Origin of the sequence: Aeribacillus sp. FSL K6-8210, from assembly GCF_037963925.1 — a bacterium.
GTDB classification, from domain to species: Bacteria; Bacillota; Bacilli; order Bacillales; family Aeribacillaceae; genus Aeribacillus; species Aeribacillus composti.
In genome coordinates this window covers 2,714,793-2,734,283 of sequence record NZ_CP150172.1, presented here as the reverse complement: position 1 = coordinate 2,734,283, position 19,491 = coordinate 2,714,793, and the positions used below count along the sequence as shown (strand labels likewise).

The window sequence follows — 19,491 nt, the reverse complement described above, 5'->3', positions numbered from 1 at the left end:
ATATTGTACCAATCATAGCCAAGCAATGACAAGAATTAAAAACTTTAACTAATTGTTATATAAGGGGAATTTGTATGTTTTTCCTGCTTGTATACTGTACACATCTTCATTTGAATTTAATTCCCCAAAATCTTTAATAATCTCTTCAATGCTTGCTGGAACAGGCTTATTGTGTATTTTTTCAACAATGGAAAGAACCGTATCTCCTTCCTTCACTTTTACCTCCATAAATTGTTCTTCAGCATGCTGTTCATTTTGTATGGAAGATACAGGTAATGTACCGTTTTTTAAATCATAATAAATAACAAAACTGAAAAAGATAACTAGTAAAGCGGAAAATAAACGTTTCATCTCTATGTTCCCCCGTTTTGTTCTTTATTAACATATATGTTTTTTTATGTACAAACATACCAATTATGTCTTTGCTGGCATACACAAGTGAAAAGTTAGCAAGTTCGGAGGACCTGGGGAGAAATCAACATCTCTTTTCTCGCTTGAGACAAGCTGCTGAAGCTGTTGCAAAGCGAGTTCGCTGCTTTTTTCGATCTTTCTTCCTTCTCAAATGGAAAATTTATACAGATTAAAGCTTTCAGGCAATGCGGGCTCAAATTTATGAATTCAGATCCTTTCCAGCTATTCTTTCCGAAAATATGTTCAAGCTGCAGCCAGTGCCTGAATTAATGCGAGAGGGAAGCTCAGTTAAACCTAAAGGGTAGAAGGGGCTGCTTTACGATCGAAGAGCATTTTGAAAACGTCCAAAATATTCTTCGGTTTAACGCATTCCCTGCTGTCAACAATGAATTCATGCATCAATTCGAAATTCGAGTAAACGAAGGGAGATAAATATGAGAGAGCATATCATAATTATGTTATTAGGGATGCTTCCGTTTATGATGGTGCTAGGAAATTCGATGCTGATCCCGATATTGCCGGAGTTTGGACAAGCGCTTGAAATTACAGCTGCACAGACGAGCTTTATTTTAAGCATATTTAATATACCTGCAGCGATCATCATCCCAATCGTAGGTTTCCTTTCCGACCGTTACGGCCGAAAAACATTTATTTTATGGTCGCTTTTATTGCTGATCATAGGGGGGGCTATCTGTTTTTTCAGCGGTTTTGTCAACAAATCTATTGCTTTTTGGACATTGTTAGCTGGACGTTTGGTGCAAGGGCTTGGCACAGGAGGAATATCGTCTCTAGCCATGTCATTAGCAGGAGACATGTTTACGGCCGAAAAACGGGATCGAGCTCTTGCCGTTTTAGAAGTGTTCAACGGAACTGCAAAAGTAGCCGCTCCCATTTTAGGAGCTTTGTTAGCCCTTGTAACATGGTATTTTCCATTCATTCTTTTCCCTATTATTGGAACTCTCTTGCTTTTTTTCATTCTTTTTTTTATAAAGACTTCTCCATCAGGCGAGGAAAAAATATCGCTTCACGAATATGTGCAAAGAATAGCTGATGTGTTAAAGGTGCAAAAAGTGCGATTGTTATCTCTTTACCTGTATGGCGGTACAAGTATGTTTTTGCTTTTTGGGCTGCTGTATTACTTAGCCTATTTAATTGAAGAGTTATATCATATCGATGGATTCTTTAAAGGATTTGTATACTCTTTTCCGTTAGGCGCATTATCTATATCGTCTTATTGGACAGGAAAGCGATTGGACTATGTAAAAAACCGTTTTCTTTTTTTATTGGTAGGGATGTTCATGACGTTTTTATCATTTTTCAGTTTTTTGATTTTTCAACAGTTTTCGCTATTTTTGTTTTTTATCACTATTTCATTTGGCGGCTTAGGTTTTGTGCTGCCGGTTATTAATTCGTTGATTATATCAAGTGTTGATGATGCAGAAAGAGGGATTGTAGTTAGCTTATACGGGATGGCGCGCTTTTTAGGGGTTGCGCTCGGACCGGTTGTTTTTAGCTTGTGGATTGGCAATGAACAGTTGTTGTTTAAGCTTTTATTTTTTATGTTGTCGCTCGTTCAATGTTTACTCCTATACGTATTTAAAAATAATTGGAAAATAGTATGTAGCAAAATGTGGAGGAATTTACAATAAAAATAAAAAAACTTTAAATTCCCTTAATAATCTTTTGTCATAATGCTGTTAAGCTTATAAAGGGGGAAATCATAATAGTGAAAAAGAAGAGAAAGAACATGTCGATAGGAGAGCGAATACCTCTATCTGTAAGATTGATTTTGTTTGCGCTCATACTTCTTATTAGTTCGATAACTGTTGTCGGTTATACTGCTTACCAAAAAGCAAGTGAAACAACTTTTAATTTGATAGAGGATCGATTAAAAAGGGAAGTATATATGACAGAGATTGCTGCCAGCAATCTTCTGTATGCTTATGTAAATAGCTCTGATGATTTTTTCGAAAGATTTGATAAAGAAGTCGTTCAAAGGCAATCCTCCCAGCTGATTCAGGACGGTTTAAATGCTGACTTTTTTTTCGTTCGAAATGAAAAGGCCACACCATTTTCGGTTAGCGTTAAAACAAAAACTCAAATCCCAACTGCAATTGTAAAGGAAATAACGAAAAAAAATAGTGGAATTATTCATAAATCTTTCAATGGACAAGATTATACGTTGGCCTTTAAAGAAATGCAGGAATTGAAAGGAATTTTTTTGCTTGCCGTTCCGACAGAAAGTTTTATAAAGCCTGTGCATGAACTAGCTTACAATACAATCTGGATTGGAATAATCAGCGTCCTTTTTATGATGGGAATATTGTTTTTAGCTGTCAGAAGTATGACAAAACCGTTGACGATTTTGAGGGAAAAAATGAGAAAAATGCGTGAAGGAGATATTCAGCTTGATTTAAACATAAATACAAATCTTCCAGAAATCCTTTCGCTCATCAAAAGCTTTAAGCAATTGGCAGGCTATTTGGGGATGATGATTCAAAGGATTAATACCACAACAGAAAATTTGTTTTCGACAGGCCGGAAGCTTAAACACTCTTCTGATGACGTATTAACATTACATACGAATCTTGTTGAAGCGATTGAAATGGTGAAAAACGGTGCGCAGCAAACAGCTTCAAGCTCTGAAGAAAGCGCAAAAGTATTTCATTCCATGAAAAATACAGTTCAAACTGTGCTGGAGAGAATAGAGCGCCTTTTCTCAAGCGCACAAGGCATGAACCGATCAGCCAACACGGGAGAACAAAACATGAGACAGATGATCGAATCGTTAAATCGCTTTGAAAAAGAGTGCAAAACTATGTCTAAAACGATCCAAAGTGTTCGAGATCATTCGACGGCGATTGAAAAGGTTGTGGAAATGATATATGCAATATCTGAGAAAACAAAGCTATTGTCATTAAATGCAACAATTGAAGCAGCAAGAGCTGGAGAAGAAGGCAAAGGATTTGCTATCGTTGCTGAGGAAGTCCGAAAATTGGCTGAACAGTCATCCAAAGCGACGGAAGACATTGCACAGTCTGTAAAAATGATGCATGATATTTCTCAGAGCGCTTATCAGCAGTTTAAGCTAATTTTGGAGCTTGTGCAAAACCATTTAGAAGTTGCAGGTAAATCGCGGCTTTCATTTGATCAACTAGTAGATGAGATTGGAAAAGTGAATGAAATATTGTCTGAAACAAGACACAGCTTACATACTTTAGATGATTGGCTCCCTAAAATGGAGCAATCTGCTGAAAATTTTTTATCAGTCTCTCAAGAAACGTTCGCCAGTGCAGAGCAAATGCAATCTGTCGCAAAAGTACAGATGGAACAAATTCGCGAAACCCATGCTATTGGACTAACTTTAATGGAACTGTCCAAATCTCTAAAGTCCACTACAAACAAATTTCAGTTTAAATCATAGTGTTAATAACCCCTTAAGGCAGAGTTGGAAATTCTGCCTTAAGGGGTTTTTTATGCAGCTTTTATTGGTTGTTTCGGGCTCGGGATTTCTTTTAATACAAGATATAAAACAGTTATATGTACAAACCAGTTTATATAAAGAGCAAAGGATATATCGATGAGAAAAAAGTTCATAATGGCAAAAAACACGGTTGCAAGCGTGACGCTGTAGGCTGAAATAGTCCAAAGCTGTTTAAAATTTAATCTTTTTCCCATCCTCTTTTTAAACAACAGCCCGACAATAGCTAAAAACGTAATTTCCACAAATTTAGAAGTGGCTGACATCGCAAATAGTGTGACAGATATCACGGGAATGATAATCGGAGCAACTTCAGACAGCTGTTTGATGGCAGCTGTCAAATCCTCTTTTGTTATCTCTGTTTCCTGAAAAAAGTTATACTCGAGCTGCTGCATTGTGCCATTGGAAACGAAAACAAATTCATTCGATAAGATGCCGATGACGTTTTCCTGCCATTTCAAGTCATCCCTTGTGAAAGTTCCTTTTGGGTCAAAAATAATTGTATATTGATCATGCTTTGCTTTCACAACCGCATTTTCCTCGGATTTTAAAGTTCCGTTATGAATGGTGAATTCAGGGATTTTTTCATTTATCGTTTGGTCAAGCCCGTTTATAGCATTTACAATAGCTAAGTTTAAATATATGCAATTGGGCAGGGCGGCAAGAAAGGCTAATAAAAATCCATAAAGAATGGGTTTGCCGATTTTTTGAAATCTAGTAAGAGCGATTGTTTTTGGAGAGTATATGCTTTTAAAAAGGAGGACAAATAAATTCATTGATCGAAACACTTCCTTTTATAACATTTCTATTTGATTGTACCAATGAAACAAAAATAATGAAAATAAGTTATATAGGCGATTCGGCAATAAGAATAACAATTGTGAACAAAATGTAAAATTTTTTTGTTAAATTTAAAATATAAAAGTAACATGTGTGGGAGGAACATGTTAAAAATTAATTTTATTTGCGGGGCATATCGGTTTCGTCCATTATTATAGACAGAAGCTGCAGGAGCCTGCACCGATTGCAAAATAAAAAAATTGGATTTGAAGGAATTTGGTAATGGGAAATGTAAACGTTTCTTTTTCAAAAATGATTTAACCGTTAATATATTTGGAAAAATAAGGAGGTGAAACGAGTGGATGTAGATGTTCAAAAAATATTATTTGAATTTCTTGGCGGGATTGGAATTTTTTTATTTGCGATTAAAAGTATGGGAGAAGGTATGCAAAAATTCTCCGGAGATAAATTACGAGATATTTTGGATAAGTTTACGACAAACCCTATTATGGGTATTTTTGCTGGGATGTTTGTGACAATGTTAATTCAATCAAGCAGCGGTACAACTGTTTTAACGGTTGGTCTCGTTTCTGCCGGCTTCATGAGCTTAAAGCAAGCAATAGGCGTGATCATGGGAGCAAATATCGGAACGACTGTTACGGCATTTATTATCGGATTCGATATCGAAGCGTATGCCTTGCCAATTTTATTTATAGGTTCTGTTCTTTTATTTTTTTCTAAAAACAAAAAAATAAACAGCATCGGGCAGGTGATCTTTGGATTTGGCGCTTTGTTTTTTGGGCTTGAATTGATGGGAGACGGCATGAAGCCGTTAAGATCATTAGAAATTTTTCATGACTTGACTGTCAGCATAAGTGCAAATCCGCTGCTTGGCGTTGTAATTGGAACCGTTTTTACAATCATCGTTCAAAGTTCAAGTGCGACGATTGGGATTTTGCAAATGATGTTTTCACAAGGGTTAATTGATCTCAACGCTGCGCTGCCTTTATTATTCGGTGATAATATCGGAACAACCATCACAGCAGTTTTGGCATCAATTGGAGCATCGATTGCTGCCAAACGGGCTGCTTTGACGCATGTAATGTTTAATTTAATCGGAACGGCAATTTTTCTAATTATTTTACCAATTTTCAAATATTTTATCGAATCATTGCAAGCCCATTTGTATTTAAATCCTGAAATGACCATTGCCTTTGCTCATGGAATATTTAATGTTGTCAATACGATCGTTCAAGCGCCGTTCATCGGTGCACTTGCACTGCTTGTCACAAAAGTTATACCTGGTGAAGATTTAGCGATAGAGTATAAAGCGAAGCATTTGGATCCAATTTTTATTGAACAGTCACCAACCATTGCTTTAGGGCAAGCGAAGGAAGAAGTGATTCGGATGGGTCAATATGCATCATTAGGGTTAGAGGAAACGAGACAATTTTTGATGACAAATCAGCAGAAGCACGCACAAATGGCGATGCAGCTTGAAGAGGCGATCAATAATTTAGATAGGAAAATAACAGATTATCTCGTATTGATTTCTGGAAAAGATATGTCGCAAAATGATTCACGCCGACATTCCATTTTAATGGATACTGTTCGAGATATTGAACGAATCGGCGACCATTTTGAAAATATAGTGGAGCTTATTGATTATAAAAATAATAATAAAGTCACCATTACTGAGCAGGCATTGGAAGATTTATTGGAAATGTTTGAAATTACCTTGCAAAATGTGAAGGATGCGATCGACGCTTTAGATGATAACGATGTTGTATTAGCAAAAAAAGTATTGAGATCTGAAGAAAAAATCGATAGAATGGAACGCACTTTACGCAAAAAACATATTATCCGCATTAATGAAGGGATTTGTACCGGACAAGGCGGAATAGTATATGTAGATATTATCAGCAACTTAGAACGAATTGGCGACCACTCGGTGAATATTGCGGAAGCTGTTTTAGGATACCGTCAATAATCGTTTCAAGTGAATTAAATTGTTCATTGATTTCTAATTTCTAGGAGGATAAGCAAATGGATGTAATCATTTGGATTTTGATCATTGCTCTTTTTATCTTATCTTTTGTCGGGCTGCTTTTCCCCATTTTACCATCAGCGTTATTGATTGTAGCAGCCTTTTTTATCTATGGGATTTGTTTTAGCTTCAGCCAGTTAACCATTTCATTTTGGGTTGTTGAAAGTATGTTCATCATTCTTTTATTCCTATCGGATTATTTGGCAAATATGGTAGGAGTTAAACGGTTTGGTGGAAGTAAAGCAGCCGGATGGGGAAGTACGATTGGTTTAATTGCCGGGCCATTTATCATCCCGTTTGTTGGCATTATTTTAGGACCTTTTTTAGGGGCTGTTGCGGCAGAGCTTCTCGTACACCGCAAAACATTTAGCGAGGCTGTAAAGGTTGGAGTCGGTTCTTTATTGGGGTTGTTGGCGAGCACAGTAGCAAAAGGGCTGATTCAGCTGTTGATGATCATTCATTTTCTTTATACAATATTCTAAATTAGCCATTGACTTCAATAGCTATTTAGTGATAATTTACTTATGTGTTTGAAAAAGGACCCTTAGCTCAGCTGGTTAGAGCAGACGGCTCATAACCGTCCGGTCGCAGGTTCGAATCCTGCAGGGTCCATAAAATTAGTCGAATAATGTAACCGCTTTTTTAATTGCACATTAATTGCATCATTTTAATAAGTTTGGTAATCTGAATATGAAAGCTTCAAGGAAGAAAGCATTTAGTACATATTAATCATTAAGGAGGAGATTCATTATGGCTTATGAATTACCTAAATTGCCATACGACTATGATGCATTGGAACCTCATATTGACAAAGAAACAATGACGATTCACCACACAAAACATCATAACACATATGTGACGAACTTGAACGCTGCTTTGGAAGGTCAAACTGAACTTTTATCTAAAAGTGTAGAAGACTTAATCTCTAATTTAGACGCTGTTCCTGAATCTGTTCGTACAGCTGTTCGAAATAATGGCGGAGGGCATGCAAATCACAGCTTGTTCTGGACCATCCTCTCACCGAATGGAGGCGGCGAGCCAACTGGAGAATTAGCAGAAGCAATTAACAAAAAATTTGGAAGTTTTGAAGCTTTTAAAGAAGAATTTGCTAAAGCTGCTGCTGGTCGTTTTGGCTCCGGCTGGGCATGGTTGGTTGTAAACAACGGCGAGCTTGAAATTACAAGCACTCCAAACCAAGACAATCCTCTTATGGAAGGGAAAACTCCAATTTTAGGCCTTGATGTTTGGGAGCATGCTTATTACTTAAAATACCAAAACCGTCGTCCTGAATATATTGCAGCGTTTTGGAATGTTGTGAATTGGGACGAAGTGGCAAAACGCTACAGCGCTGCAAAATAAACTGTTACAAGAGGCTGAGATATTCGAATCTCAGCCTTTTTTATTTGGCGCGCCCAGCTAAGCTGTTATCTGCTAGTTGGTGTAAGTCCAACCCAAGTAAATGGCAGGACGCTCGGTAGCTGACAGGCAACTGGTGGAGAAACTAGACCTTGAAATCAACACAGAGATCCAAACTGGTCAACCTATGGGACGACACAAACGGATTTGACTTTCTGGACAGCCCCTTGAAATCAGTTTTCTACTCTACTATTTTTTGGAAATGACTGACATAATTCGCGTTTCAGCGGTTTCTGTGCATTTTTTTTGAGTCTGATCACTGAAAGGTAACGAAAACACCTTTCTTTATACATAACTCCCCTTTAGCTAGGAAAAATAGTAGTAGCAAGTAAAGGGGAGTTTTATATGATAAACGTCAAAAAATGGATTGGATCAAGAAAAACAGACCATGATTTCATGCTGCTGTTGATGATCGGCGGTTTTTATTCATTAAGCATTGCACTTTCGAATACGTTCGTAAATGTTTATTTATGGAAACAGTCAGGGGAATTGATTGATTTAGGATTATACAATTTATTTATTGTCATTTTTCAGCCGCTTGCTTTCATTATTGCTGGGAAAGTATCCAAAAAAATTGATCGAGTCGTTGTACTTCGCCTAGGAGTGTCATTTTTAGCCGCATTTTTTCTAACCGTTTTAGTTTTAAAAGATCAAGCTGTCAACTACATGTATTTGTTAGGTGCAATCATTGGCATCGGCTACGGTTTTTATTGGCTAGCCTTTAATGTGTTGACATTTGAAATTACTGAACCGGAAACACGGGACTTTTTTAATGGCTTTCTTGGGATATTAACTTCCCTTTCAGGGATGATTGGACCGATGTTAGCCGGTCTGATTATTTCAAGACTTACAAATACTATTGGGTATAAAGTGATTTTTGCAGTTTCGTTAATGTTATTTACTGTTGCTGTCATGTTGAGCTTCTTTTTTACGTCTAGAAAAGCTCACGGAGATTACATTTTATTGAAAATCATTCAAGAAAGAAAAAGAAACAAAAATTGGAGATTAATTACAAACGCTCATTTGTTTCAAGGATTGCGTGAAGGAACATTTACATTTTTCATTAATGTGTTTGTATACATCGTGACCAAAAGTGAGATGGCTTTAGGTACATTTAGTTTTCTAAATTCTTTCGTAGCCTTTTTCACTTATATTGTGGCTTCTCGGTGGATCACGAAAAAAATGAGGAAAAAAGCTATTCTAGCCGGCGGGCTTATGCTATACTTTTCCTTGTTTCTCATTTTATTTCAAATTTCCTATGAAAGATTGTTAATATATGCTATTGCAATCGGAATTGCCTATCCAATTTTGCTTGTTCCGTACTCTTCGATCACGTATGATGTGATTGGAAAAGGGTGGAATATTGCGCAAGCAAGGATCGAATATATTGTTGTTCGAGAAATTTTTTTAAATGCAGGAAGAATCCTATCGATCCTCTTTTTTATTTTTACAGTTGCTTTGACAAATGAAACAAAAACCATTCCTTTTTTATTGCTCTTAATAGGTTCAGGCCATGCGTTCATATATCTGTTTGTTAAACAAATTAGGCTGAAAGAAAGCAACCGCCCGTTAAAACAAGAAAAGCGCATACACAGGCCAAATCTAGCGGATGGAGAGAAGGGATAAAATAAATGCGGAATGCCGTTTACGCAGCATCAGCTGTTCTTTATACACACAAAAAACAAGCTTTACAAAAGCTTTACATTCTATTAAAACTTGTTTAATACTTGAAAGTTAATCTTATATACGTAAGATGAGATCACGAAATAATAGGGGGAAGTAACCGAATGAAAAATTTTAAATTTTTGGCGTCATCCATTATGATCAGTTCTGTATTAGCTTTTACAGCAGCCTGCGGTAATTCGGATGATGCAAACACAAATGGTTCAAACTCCGGACAGCAATCATCTTCAGAAAGCGGATCAAGCGAGCAAAAATTAGAAGGTGAAATCGCTATTGATGGATCATCAACTGTTGGTCCGATAATGGAAGCTGTTTCTGAAGAATTTGCTGCAGAACATCCTGATGTAAAAGCTCCAATTGGAATTTCAGGAACAGGCGGAGGCTTTGAAAAATTTACAGCTGGTGAAACTGATATTTCTAACGCATCTCGCCCAATTAAAGACGAAGAGAAAAAAGTTGCTGAAGAAAATGGTATTGAATATACAGAATTCAAAATTGCTTTTGACGGTTTATCCGTTGTTGTAAACAAAGAAAATGACTGGGTCGATAAACTTACGATCGAAGATTTAGCAAAAATTTGGAAAGGCGAGCCGAAAAAATGGTCTGACATCAACCCTGAGTGGCCGGATGAAAAAATTAAATACTTCTCGCCTGGTACAGATTCCGGTACGTATGATTATTTTGATGAAGTTGTTTTAGGCGGTGAGCCGATTGTAAAAGATGCGACATTGTCCGAAGACGATAACGTACTTGTAAAAGGAGTCGCTAACGATAAAAATGCAATAGGTTATTTCGGCTATGCATACTATTTAGAAAATAAAGACCAGTTGAAAGTTGTACCGATTGTAAACTCTAAAGGGGAAGCAGTCGAGCCGACAAATGAAACGATTGAAAAAGGAACTTATGAACCGCTTTCCCGTCCGCTATTCTTTTATGTGAACAACAAATCATTAAAAGAAAAGCCGCAAGTGTATGAATACGTGAAGTTTGCCTTGGAAAACGCTGGGCAATTGGCAGAGGAAGTTGGCTATGTAAAACTTCCGCAAGAGCAATATGATGAACAGTTAAAAACGCTTGAAGGTTTAAAATAAAAATAAATAGACTGGTTGGATGAGAAGCATCCTTGCTTCTCATCTTCCTATGGGCATGAAAGGGGTTTTCATGATGGCTTTATCTGCAGGAAAATCGGTTCGGGAAATGATCAAAGAGAAAAAAACAAAAAAATCCACGCGCGATTTTATGGAAAAAATGGTCCCAGCCGTTTTATTTGTTGCAGCAGCTATTTCCATCTTAACAACTATCGGAATCATTGCTACTCTTGCTACAGAAACAATCATGTTTTTTTCACGAGTTTCTTTTTTTGAATTTATCACTGAAAAAGAATGGTATCCGTTTTTAAAAGATGATGCCTCATATGGAATCATGGCTCTTGTTTCTGGCACGCTTTTAGTAACGGTTATTGCCATGATTGTTGCGCTTCCAGTCGGTCTTGCATCTGCTATTTTTTTGAGTGAGTATGCGTCAGATCGGACAAGAAGGATTATCAAACCGATTTTAGAGGTTTTGGCAGGAATTCCAACTATTGTATATGGTTTTTTTGCTCTGACGTTTGTTACTCCTCTCTTGCAAAAATTGATCCCTGATATTGGCTTTTTCAATGCATTAAGCCCGGGCATTGTTGTTGGAATTATGATTATTCCGATGATTGCTTCCCTTTCAGAAGATGCGATGAGCTCTGTTCCGAATTCCATTCGAGAAGGCGCACTTGCTTTAGGTGCGACAAAATTTGAGGTGGCTTTAAAAGTAGTACTTCCTGCTGCCACATCGGGAGTCGTTGCCTCGTTCGTACTAGGAATTTCCCGTGCGATTGGCGAAACAATGATTGTCACATTGGCTGGAGGAGCCACTCCAAAATTAACGTTTGATCCAACTGAATCTATTCAAACGATGACGGCTTATATCGTTCAAGTCAGCACGGGCGATGCGGGATACGGAACAACAATCTATTACAGCATTTATGCTGTCGGGGCCACGCTTTTTGTCTTTACAATGCTGATGAATTTATTAGCTCAATTTATCTCGCGCCGATTCAGGGAGGAATATTAACATGAAGTACATTGATCAAACGGTTGTTCGAAAAATGATGGGCAAAAGAGCCATGAAAAATCGTTTTTTTCAAACACTGTTTTTTGTATCTACCATCTTCGCTTTAGTAGTCCTTGCTATTCTGTTATACCGAATATTCACTCAAGGAATTAGTTATGTAACACCGGAGTTTTTCCAAAATTTTGCCTCAAGAAGAGCTTCTGCATCAGGAATAAAAGCAGCCCTGGTCGGCTCAATTTGGGTTATGGGAGTGGTCATTCCAATTTCCCTCCTGCTTGGTGTAGGAACAGCTATCTATTTAGAGGAATATGCGAAAAAAAATAAACTTACAAATTTTATTCAGGCGAATATTTCGAATTTGGCGGGTGTCCCATCTATTGTTTTTGGTTTGTTGGGGCTTACAGTATTTGTTCGGGGAATGGATTTAGGCAGAAGCATTTTGGCAGGCGGTTTAACGATGAGTTTATTAATATTGCCAGTTATTGTCGTGGCGGCACAAGAAGCGATCCGTTCGGTTCCGAAAGAGTTACGTGAAGCTTCTTATGGAATGGGAGCAACGAAATGGCAAACAATTTATCGAATTGTTCTTCCAGCTGCAATTCCTGGAATTCTTACCGGAAGCATTTTAGCTTTTTCACGAGCTATTGGAGAAACAGCCCCTCTTCTTGTGGCGGGTGCATTTGTATTTGTTAACTATTTACCAGAGAATTTATTAAGCTCCTATACGGTTATGCCGATTCAAATTTACAATTGGGCGTCGCGACCTCAAGCAGAATTTCAAAATGTAGCAGCTGCCGGAATCATTGTGTTGTTTATTTTCTTAATAGTAATGAATTCGGTTGCGGTGTTGATTCGAAACAAATTTCAAAAGCGTTATTAAATGGGTTTTCCTAAAAGGATGAAGGAGGTTTTTATTTTGGCAATTACTGAATTGAAAAAAACTGAACTGAAAAAAAAACAAGAAATTGTTTATGAACAAAATAGCGAAGACAAGAATGAAAAGAAAATTGTCTATAAAACGAACGGCTTAAATTTATGGTACGGTGATGATCAAGCTCTAAAAAACATTGATTTAGACATTTATGAAAATGAAGTAACTGCAATCATCGGTCCTTCTGGGTGCGGAAAGTCGACTTATATCAAAACATTGAATCGAATGGTCGAGCTGATTCCATCCGTTCGAATCAACGGTGAAATATTATATCGCGGAAAAAATATATTTGATAAATCTTATCGTGTTGAAGAACTGCGCACTCAAGTCGGCATGGTTTTCCAAAAGCCGAACCCGTTTCCGAAATCTATTTATGACAATATTGCGTATGGACCGAGAATACACGGCATCCGTGATAAAAAAATATTGGATGAAATCGTCGAAAAAAGTTTAAGAGGCGCGGCTATATGGGATGAAGTAAAAGATCGGTTGAAGGAAAACGCGTATGGCCTGTCAGGAGGACAACAGCAGCGTTTATGTATTGCGCGTTGTTTAGCAATTGAACCTGATGTGATTTTGATGGACGAACCAACGTCAGCGCTTGATCCGATTTCTACGTTGAAAATTGAGGAATTGGTTCAAGAATTAAAGAAAGATTACAGCATTATTATTGTAACGCATAACATGCAGCAAGCTGCACGTATATCTGATAAAACTGCCTTTTTCTTAAACGGAGAAGTTATCGAATTTGGCGAAACCGACCAAATCTTTTCTAATCCGTCAGATAAGCGGACGGAAGATTATATTACAGGACGCTTCGGATAATAATTGTTTTGAATAACACGGTTCATGTTGGAGGAAAAAAAATGAGAGAAAAATTCGAACTTGACTTGAACACGTTACACACCAAGTTAATTGAAATCGGCAGTTTGACGGAAGTTGCATTAGGCAAATCAATCCGCGCATTAGAAAAGCAGGATATCGATTTGGCTATTGAAGTATTAGAGCAAGATGTGAATGTCGATCAGCTCGAAGAGGAAATTAATGACTTTGCAATTCTTTTAATTGCAAAGCAGCAGCCCGTTGCGATTGATCTAAGAAGAATCATTGTTTCCATTAAAATAGCTGCTGATATCGAACGAATGGCAGATAACGCAGTCAACATCGCAAAATCAGCAATTCGAATTGGAAATGAACCGCTTATAAAACCGCTTGAACAAATCACAAAAATGCACAAGCTGGCATCGGAAATGCTGTCTTTATCGCTGAAAGCTTACCATGAGGAAGATGTTGCATTAGCAAGAAAAATAGCCGAAATAGACGATGAAGTAGATGATTTATATGGTGAAGCAATTAAGGAGCTTTTGCAAATTATTCCTGAGAACTTAGAGTATATGAATCAAATTACCCAGCTCTCTCTTGTAGCAAGATTTATTGAACGTACTGCTGACCATGCAACGAATATCGCGGAAAATGTTTTATATTTAGTTAAAGGCCGCCATTATGCTTTAAATGATTAAAGGTTTGCCGTTTTCAGGCAAACCTTTTTTATATAAATAAAATCGCTATGTTATTCGTAAATGGTTCCGCGATACTAAAAAGCCCCTCCTAGTGCTAAAATAAATTTTGGTTCGCCGCCCAAATTTATCTAAATAGGAAGGGAACTTTTTATGTCTTTCGATTTAAATAGTTTATCGCATATAAAATGGAATTGTAAGTATTATATCGTGTCTATGTCTGAAATATAAGAGACAAGTGTTATGGAAAAATTTCGGGCAGACCATAAGGCAATTTTGTGAAAGAAAAGGCATGGAATTTTGGTGGGCTTTTATAAGTACTATTGATTAAAAAAGACAATTTAAAAGCCGAGAAAAGCACAAAATTGAGGCAATGATCTTGGAATGACAATAATCAACACGGTCGGGAATGGGAGAAAAATGATAAGGGCAATCTTTTTGTGGTTCTGAACTTCACCATTTTGAGTTTTGAAAAACTTCCTTTTTTTGCAAACGGCTGGTTTCAAACCTTATTTATAAAAAAACGGATCGCAGCCCCTTTTATCTTGTAAGGGCTTCTGCGATCTCGTAGTAGCTCATCCCTTTTTTTACTTCAAAAGTTCCAATTTGTACACGCTTATGATAATCGTGTTTAATTAAGTATTGATTAAATTTGGAGGCGGAATCAATAATGCCCGATTGTTCAAGTATTTTTGATACGTCGCTTGTCGTCATGCCTTCTTTAATATTTACTTTTACAGGTTTTACCTCAGTTTGTTGGTTATTGTTCTTTTGTTCTTGGTTTTGATTTTGTGCATTTTGGTTTTGTGCATTTTGATTTTGCTGCTTCTGCTGCTGTTCATTTTGTTGAGGTGTTTTATTCAGATTTTTCACTTTTGTATCTTTGTAAGAAAGAAATTCTTCATATTCTTTATTGGATACAGCAATTTTATTATTTTGAGCTAAATACTCGTTAACTGATTTGTCCGTCAACTCTTTTTCAGCCACAACCTTTTGATCATAGTTCCCTAAATAAAAAGTGAGGGTCAAAATTGAGGTGGAAACGATCATCCCTGCTGAGAATGCTTGTAAAATTCGTTTATTCATGATAGTTCCCTCTTATTTTGTTCGATTATTAGCTTTACTTCATCGGTTGTGGCATTTTCCGATTTTGCAATTTCAGCAATTGACATGCCTTGCTGATATTTTGATAAAATTTTGTTTTTCGTGTAATAATCAAAGTGTATAACGGACTGTGTGTCTTGCGAAACAGGCTTTGTGTTTGTTCCTTGCAGCAATTCTTCTTCCAATACCCTCATTTTCTTTTTCATTTTGTATATTTCTTGCATCGCAGAAACGGATAAATGCTCAACTTCTTGTTCCAACTCTTTTATATCGTCACGCTGAGTATAAGCAATTCCTAATAAAGCAATGCTGACAAGGAAAAGAATAATAATCACAATTTCCATGCATCTCACCTTCCATTAGTTGTCCCTTTATTGTTATATCATATATTTTAATAGAACAAAACGGCTTTTAACGAAATTTCATGTTAACTTAAAAAAAATGTAATTTGAAACGACTTGAAACTTTGTGTTCAAAAATAAACATAATGTAGATTTTACAATGCAAAAATGATATTATATAAAAGTCTGAATTTGAACATGAAATAGTTTGGAGGAAAAGATATGCGCGTAAATATTACTCTTGCTTGCACAGAATGCGGCGATAGAAATTATATCTCTACAAAAAATAAACGTACAAACACAGAACGCATCGAATTGAAAAAATATTGTCCAAGATGCAAAAGTCATGCTTTGCATCGTGAAACGAAGTAAAAGCAGTGGGAAGATATTTCCTGCTGTTTTTTTATTATAAAAAAGGTAAATGGGAGGAATTTTTAAGTTGGAAAAAAAATTTGAAATCAGAAATGAAGTGAAACGGATGTTAAAAAACATGGGGCATGAATTGCATGCGGACTGGTCAAATAAAATTGCTGAAACTCTTTTTGAAACAGACTATTGGCAGGAGGCGAATACCATTGGCCTTACAGTATCCAAAGGCTTCGAGGTCGATACAAAAAGTTTATTTTTTCGCTGCTGGCAGGAAAAGAAAAAAACAGCTGTGCCTAAATGCGACCCAAATATAAAAGAAATGGAGTTCAGGGAAATAAAATCGTTTGATCAATTAGAGAATGTTTATTTAGATTTACAGGAGCCGATCTTTGAGCAAACAACACTCATAACGCCAAAAGAAATTGACTTGCTCATCGTCCCTGGCATCTGCTTCGACCGGCGTGGGCACAGGATCGGATATGGCGGGGGTTATTTTGATCGTTATTTACATAAATACGCAAATGTAACTATTGCGCTTGCTTTTTCCTTTCAAATAGTTGAGGAAGTGCCGATTGAATCCCATGATATTCCGGTTGATATCATCATTACTGAAAAAGAATTGGTGGAGTGCAGGAAATGATCATTCCTTTATTGTTCATTATTTTTATTGCGACTATCGCTTATATTTCCTATAAGTCAAAAGCTTTGTCGATTTCTGGAGCAATAAGCTCCGTATTTGTCGGCGCTAGCATCTATTTTAGTTTTGGTTTTCCAGGGCTGGTCCCCCTTGGATTATTTTTTGCGTCATCAAGCATGATCAGTAAATGGAAGAAGGAACGAAAAGCGCAAATGGCATCAATTCTTGAAAAAGGGGAAAGACGCGACTATGTTCAAGTGCTGGCAAATGGCGGGATTCCAGTATTGATCAGCATTTTCAATATAGTGGATCATGATGACCGCAATTTTTGGTTCATTCTTTTAACCATTTCATTCGCTTGCGCCAACGCGGACACATGGGCTTCCGAAATTGGCAGCTTAAGCCGAATAAAACCGATTCTTTTATTTCCTCCAAAATTTGTCGAAAAAGGAACATCAGGTGCTGTTACCGTTCTCGGAACTTTTGCTTCCATCCTCGGTTCTTCGTTTGTTGCGCTGGGGAGTTCTTTTTTTATAAAAAATGATGCTCAAATTTTACCTTTCATTATATTATTTGGATTTATTGGAGCTTTGATTGACACGCTGTTCGGATGCTTTTTTCAACGAAAAAATAAATGTCTCGTCTGCCATGCTGAAACGGAAAAAAGAATACATTGCGGGGAATATACGGTAAAGACGAAAGGTTTTGTCTGGATGAATAATGACGCAGTTAATTTTTTATCAATTTTCATTTCAACAGTAATTGCGTATTTTATTTTGGATAAAAATTGAGCAAAAAGTTTATTTTAATTAATGGAGGGATTAAATTATGAAGCGATTAAAAAGAATTCTTCTAGTATTCGGCATTTTCTTCATATATTCAAATCGATACAAAATTATGAACGTATGCCTAAAAAGCAAATGGATGCGTGAGAAATTTATTCAACTGACAATGCAGATACCGCTAATTGGCAGGAAATTTCTCCAAGGTGCTTTTAAATAGGTGGAAATGGAAAGCTGAATCGTTTTTGATTCAGCTTTTTTCTTCAAACTGCCCTTCCACATTGGTATAATAAAGGAAAAACATGCGGAGAGATTTTAAATGGGGACTCAGCTAGATTTTATTTTTTGGAAAATTTTGCGAAGTCTTGTGGTGGAGCATAATTACAGGCTAATCAATATATCCGGCGATCATTCGGAGGTTTGGCTTGAGCCGTTTCGCAACAAATATTTTCAGCTTGTACGATTTGTCAGAAAAGATATTGACTGGGGAAATTGGATCTCTCAAGACATTGAACATACGGCGCATATTTTTGAAACGATCCGAAAACAATCTATGAGAAGGGACTTAAATATTCTTAACATTTATGTGACCACATTTCCTCCTGTTGATGATTGGGAATTTCGGATTAAAGAACCTTTTGCGCATGGGAAAACAGTCGTCAAAACAATGCTGCTGGATCAAGAGCATATAATGGAAAAAACAGGTGATTTGGAAGATGCTCTTTCGGCTTCGTTGAAAAAACTTGATTATGCAGCAGAAGAATCAAATTTTGAATCAGTTGAACGAATAAAAGAAGAAATATTTTCTTATATAAAAAGGCAGGAAAGGCTGGAACGCTCCTTTTTTGAAAATGGCAGGCCTTTCTTTACATATGTTTTTTTAACAGCACAAATTGTGATGTTTTTTCTTCTTGAATGGTACGGGGGAAGCACAAATTCTGATACTCTTATAAAATTTGGAGCGAAATACAATCCTGCCATTTACGATGGCGAATGGTGGAGATTTTTTTCACCAATTTTATTGCATATCGGTTTTTTGCATTTGATTATGAACTCTTTAGCCCTTTATTATATTGGAATGACTGTTGAAAAAATGTATGGTTCGATTCGATTTTTGCTTATATACTTGTTTGCCGGATTTACTGGTTCGCTTGCAAGCTTTGCTTTCAGCCCCTTTTTGTCCGCAGGTGCATCAGGTGCGATATTCGGCTTGTTCGGTGCGCTCTTGTTTTTAGGAGTGTTAAACCCTAAATTGTTTTTCCGTACAATAGGACCCAACATCTTGATTGTAGTTTTAATTAACTTAATGCTTGGCTGGACGATTCCGAATGTGGACAACGCTGGTCATATAGGCGGTTTAATTGGCGGATTTCTGGCAGCTTTTGTTCTTCAGATTCCAAGGATGTCCAAATTTTTCACGAGAGCAGTGGGGCTTATTTTATCGATCATCTTCGTTTTCGGTCTTGGGTATTATGGATATGAAATAGCCCCTAAGCGCAATTCGGAAATGGCTTTAGCAAGGGCGCAGGCACTAATTGAGAACAAGGAGTTCCAAAAGGCTTCCGAAGTGCTTTCGGAAGCGAAGGAGCTTGATGATGCAAAAGTTGAAATCATCTATTTACTTGCTTATACGGAATATCGTTTGAACAATGTGGCAAGCTCAATTGAATATTTAAACAATGTATTGGAAAAAGATCCGACATTTCATCAAGCTTATTATGTACTTAGCCTAATATATGCGGAACAGAATGATGTTGTGAAAGCACAAGAAGCGATTGATAAGGCATTGAAGCTTGATCCGGGAAAAGCGGAATATCAGCAGCTAAAACAACAGCTTGACAATCTATAGCTCGATGACTTGTTCGGAAGTTTTCAAAAAAAGAACT

General features: G+C 36.9%; 19 protein-coding genes and 1 tRNA gene. 16 read left to right on the top strand and 4 right to left on the bottom strand.

From position 1 onward, the window contains the following. Window positions 1–48 precede the first annotated feature (48 nt). Window positions 49–351 carry a hypothetical protein gene (locus tag NSQ41_RS13235; protein WP_063388069.1) on the bottom strand — a complete coding sequence of 101 codons (303 nt, stop codon included), beginning with the start codon at window positions 349–351 and terminating at the stop codon, window positions 49–51. Window positions 352–845: 494 nt separating this feature from the next. Here NSQ41_RS13235 and NSQ41_RS13230 point away from each other — a divergent pair, with 494 nt between their 5' ends. Further along, complete coding sequence (locus NSQ41_RS13230; RefSeq protein ID WP_339210118.1) at window positions 846–2,060, top strand: MFS transporter; 1,215 nt, start codon at window positions 846–848, stop codon at window positions 2,058–2,060. A gap of 77 nt (window positions 2,061–2,137) precedes the next feature. Then, window positions 2,138–3,835 carry a methyl-accepting chemotaxis protein gene (locus NSQ41_RS13225; RefSeq protein WP_339210115.1) on the top strand — a complete coding sequence of 566 codons (1,698 nt, stop codon included), beginning with the start codon at window positions 2,138–2,140 and terminating at the stop codon, window positions 3,833–3,835. 50 nt (window positions 3,836–3,885) lie between these two features. Here the strand turns inward: NSQ41_RS13225 and NSQ41_RS13220 are convergent, their stop codons facing one another. Continuing rightward, on the bottom strand, window positions 3,886–4,668 hold the full coding sequence (locus NSQ41_RS13220) for a DUF1189 domain-containing protein (protein ID WP_144596783.1): 783 nt from the start codon (window positions 4,666–4,668) through the stop codon (window positions 3,886–3,888). Between the two features lie 362 nt (window positions 4,669–5,030). On the opposite strand from NSQ41_RS13220, the gene NSQ41_RS13215 reads away from it, so the two are divergent. The 10 genes from NSQ41_RS13215 to phoU all read left to right on the top strand — a co-directional run bounded on the left by NSQ41_RS13215 (window position 5,031) and on the right by phoU (window position 14,375). Beyond that, entirely contained in the window at window positions 5,031–6,662 is a 1,632-nt protein-coding gene (locus NSQ41_RS13215; RefSeq protein WP_339210114.1) for a Na/Pi cotransporter family protein, read from the top strand. A 56-nt stretch (window positions 6,663–6,718) separates the two neighbouring features. Beyond that, window positions 6,719–7,201, top strand: a complete 483-nt coding sequence (locus tag NSQ41_RS13210; protein ID WP_063388073.1) for a DUF456 domain-containing protein — start codon at window positions 6,719–6,721, stop codon at window positions 7,199–7,201. 56 nt (window positions 7,202–7,257) lie between these two features. Then, window positions 7,258–7,331, top strand: a tRNA-Ile gene (locus NSQ41_RS13205). Between the two features lie 138 nt (window positions 7,332–7,469). Beyond that, the gene (sodA, locus tag NSQ41_RS13200; protein ID WP_063388074.1) at window positions 7,470–8,078 is read left to right on the top strand and encodes a superoxide dismutase SodA; all 609 of its coding nucleotides are present in this window, start codon (window positions 7,470–7,472) and stop codon (window positions 8,076–8,078) included. A 402-nt stretch (window positions 8,079–8,480) separates the two neighbouring features. Then, window positions 8,481–9,761, top strand: coding sequence for an MFS transporter (locus NSQ41_RS13195; RefSeq protein ID WP_339210113.1), 1,281 nt, complete (start codon window positions 8,481–8,483; stop codon window positions 9,759–9,761). 161 nt (window positions 9,762–9,922) lie between these two features. Beyond that, window positions 9,923–10,909, top strand: a complete 987-nt coding sequence (locus NSQ41_RS13190) for a PstS family phosphate ABC transporter substrate-binding protein (protein ID WP_117016748.1) — start codon at window positions 9,923–9,925, stop codon at window positions 10,907–10,909. Between the two features lie 73 nt (window positions 10,910–10,982). Then, on the top strand, window positions 10,983–11,924 hold the full coding sequence (pstC, locus tag NSQ41_RS13185) for a phosphate ABC transporter permease subunit PstC (RefSeq protein ID WP_063388077.1): 942 nt from the start codon (window positions 10,983–10,985) through the stop codon (window positions 11,922–11,924). 1 nt (window position 11,925) lies between these two features. Then, entirely contained in the window at window positions 11,926–12,804 is an 879-nt protein-coding gene (gene pstA / locus NSQ41_RS13180) for a phosphate ABC transporter permease PstA (RefSeq protein ID WP_063388078.1), read from the top strand. An 84-nt stretch (window positions 12,805–12,888) separates the two neighbouring features. After that, complete coding sequence (gene pstB, locus NSQ41_RS13175) at window positions 12,889–13,680, top strand: phosphate ABC transporter ATP-binding protein PstB (RefSeq protein WP_269467022.1); 792 nt, start codon at window positions 12,889–12,891, stop codon at window positions 13,678–13,680. Between the two features lie 41 nt (window positions 13,681–13,721). Further along, window positions 13,722–14,375 carry a phosphate signaling complex protein PhoU gene (gene phoU / locus NSQ41_RS13170; protein WP_063388079.1) on the top strand — a complete coding sequence of 218 codons (654 nt, stop codon included), beginning with the start codon at window positions 13,722–13,724 and terminating at the stop codon, window positions 14,373–14,375. Between the two features lie 537 nt (window positions 14,376–14,912). Here the strand turns inward: phoU and NSQ41_RS13165 are convergent. Next, complete coding sequence (locus NSQ41_RS13165) at window positions 14,913–15,458, bottom strand: endolytic transglycosylase MltG (protein ID WP_066247568.1); 546 nt, start codon at window positions 15,456–15,458, stop codon at window positions 14,913–14,915. After that, window positions 15,455–15,820, bottom strand: coding sequence for a hypothetical protein (locus NSQ41_RS13160; protein ID WP_063388081.1), 366 nt, complete (start codon window positions 15,818–15,820; stop codon window positions 15,455–15,457). The genes NSQ41_RS13165 and NSQ41_RS13160 overlap by 4 nt, the downstream gene beginning before the upstream one ends. Before the next feature lie 219 nt (window positions 15,821–16,039). On the opposite strand from NSQ41_RS13160, the gene rpmG reads away from it, so the two are divergent. From rpmG to NSQ41_RS13140, 4 genes are all read left to right on the top strand, one after another. Further along, window positions 16,040–16,189 carry a 50S ribosomal protein L33 gene (rpmG, locus tag NSQ41_RS13155; RefSeq protein ID WP_063388082.1) on the top strand — a complete coding sequence of 50 codons (150 nt, stop codon included), beginning with the start codon at window positions 16,040–16,042 and terminating at the stop codon, window positions 16,187–16,189. A 67-nt stretch (window positions 16,190–16,256) separates the two neighbouring features. Then, window positions 16,257–16,826, top strand: coding sequence for a 5-formyltetrahydrofolate cyclo-ligase (locus NSQ41_RS13150; protein WP_063388083.1), 570 nt, complete (start codon window positions 16,257–16,259; stop codon window positions 16,824–16,826). Then, entirely contained in the window at window positions 16,823–17,614 is a 792-nt protein-coding gene (locus tag NSQ41_RS13145; RefSeq protein WP_066247569.1) for a DUF92 domain-containing protein, read from the top strand. The genes NSQ41_RS13150 and NSQ41_RS13145 overlap by 4 nt, the downstream gene beginning before the upstream one ends. A gap of 310 nt (window positions 17,615–17,924) precedes the next feature. Next, complete coding sequence (locus NSQ41_RS13140) at window positions 17,925–19,454, top strand: rhomboid family intramembrane serine protease (RefSeq protein ID WP_130156349.1); 1,530 nt, start codon at window positions 17,925–17,927, stop codon at window positions 19,452–19,454. The last annotated feature ends 37 nt before the right edge of the window (window positions 19,455–19,491 follow it).

Coding starts and splice junctions, on each gene's coding strand:
- NSQ41_RS13235 (WP_063388069.1), bottom strand. CDS start 351: ATGAAACGTTTATTTTCCGCTTTACTAGTTATCTTTTTCAGTTTTGTT.
- NSQ41_RS13230 (WP_339210118.1), top strand. CDS start 846: ATGAGAGAGCATATCATAATTATGTTATTAGGGATGCTTCCGTTTATG.
- NSQ41_RS13220 (WP_144596783.1), bottom strand. CDS start 4,668: ATGAATTTATTTGTCCTCCTTTTTAAAAGCATATACTCTCCAAAAACA.
- NSQ41_RS13210 (WP_063388073.1), top strand. CDS start 6,719: ATGGATGTAATCATTTGGATTTTGATCATTGCTCTTTTTATCTTATCT.
- sodA (WP_063388074.1), top strand. CDS start 7,470: ATGGCTTATGAATTACCTAAATTGCCATACGACTATGATGCATTGGAA.
- NSQ41_RS13195 (WP_339210113.1), top strand. CDS start 8,481: ATGATAAACGTCAAAAAATGGATTGGATCAAGAAAAACAGACCATGAT.
- NSQ41_RS13190 (WP_117016748.1), top strand. CDS start 9,923: ATGAAAAATTTTAAATTTTTGGCGTCATCCATTATGATCAGTTCTGTA.
- pstC (WP_063388077.1), top strand. CDS start 10,983: ATGGCTTTATCTGCAGGAAAATCGGTTCGGGAAATGATCAAAGAGAAA.
- pstA (WP_063388078.1), top strand. CDS start 11,926: ATGAAGTACATTGATCAAACGGTTGTTCGAAAAATGATGGGCAAAAGA.
- phoU (WP_063388079.1), top strand. CDS start 13,722: ATGAGAGAAAAATTCGAACTTGACTTGAACACGTTACACACCAAGTTA.
- NSQ41_RS13165 (WP_066247568.1), bottom strand. CDS start 15,458: ATGAATAAACGAATTTTACAAGCATTCTCAGCAGGGATGATCGTTTCC.
- NSQ41_RS13160 (WP_063388081.1), bottom strand. CDS start 15,820: ATGGAAATTGTGATTATTATTCTTTTCCTTGTCAGCATTGCTTTATTA.
- rpmG (WP_063388082.1), top strand. CDS start 16,040: ATGCGCGTAAATATTACTCTTGCTTGCACAGAATGCGGCGATAGAAAT.
- NSQ41_RS13145 (WP_066247569.1), top strand. CDS start 16,823: ATGATCATTCCTTTATTGTTCATTATTTTTATTGCGACTATCGCTTAT.
- NSQ41_RS13140 (WP_130156349.1), top strand. CDS start 17,925: ATGGGGACTCAGCTAGATTTTATTTTTTGGAAAATTTTGCGAAGTCTT.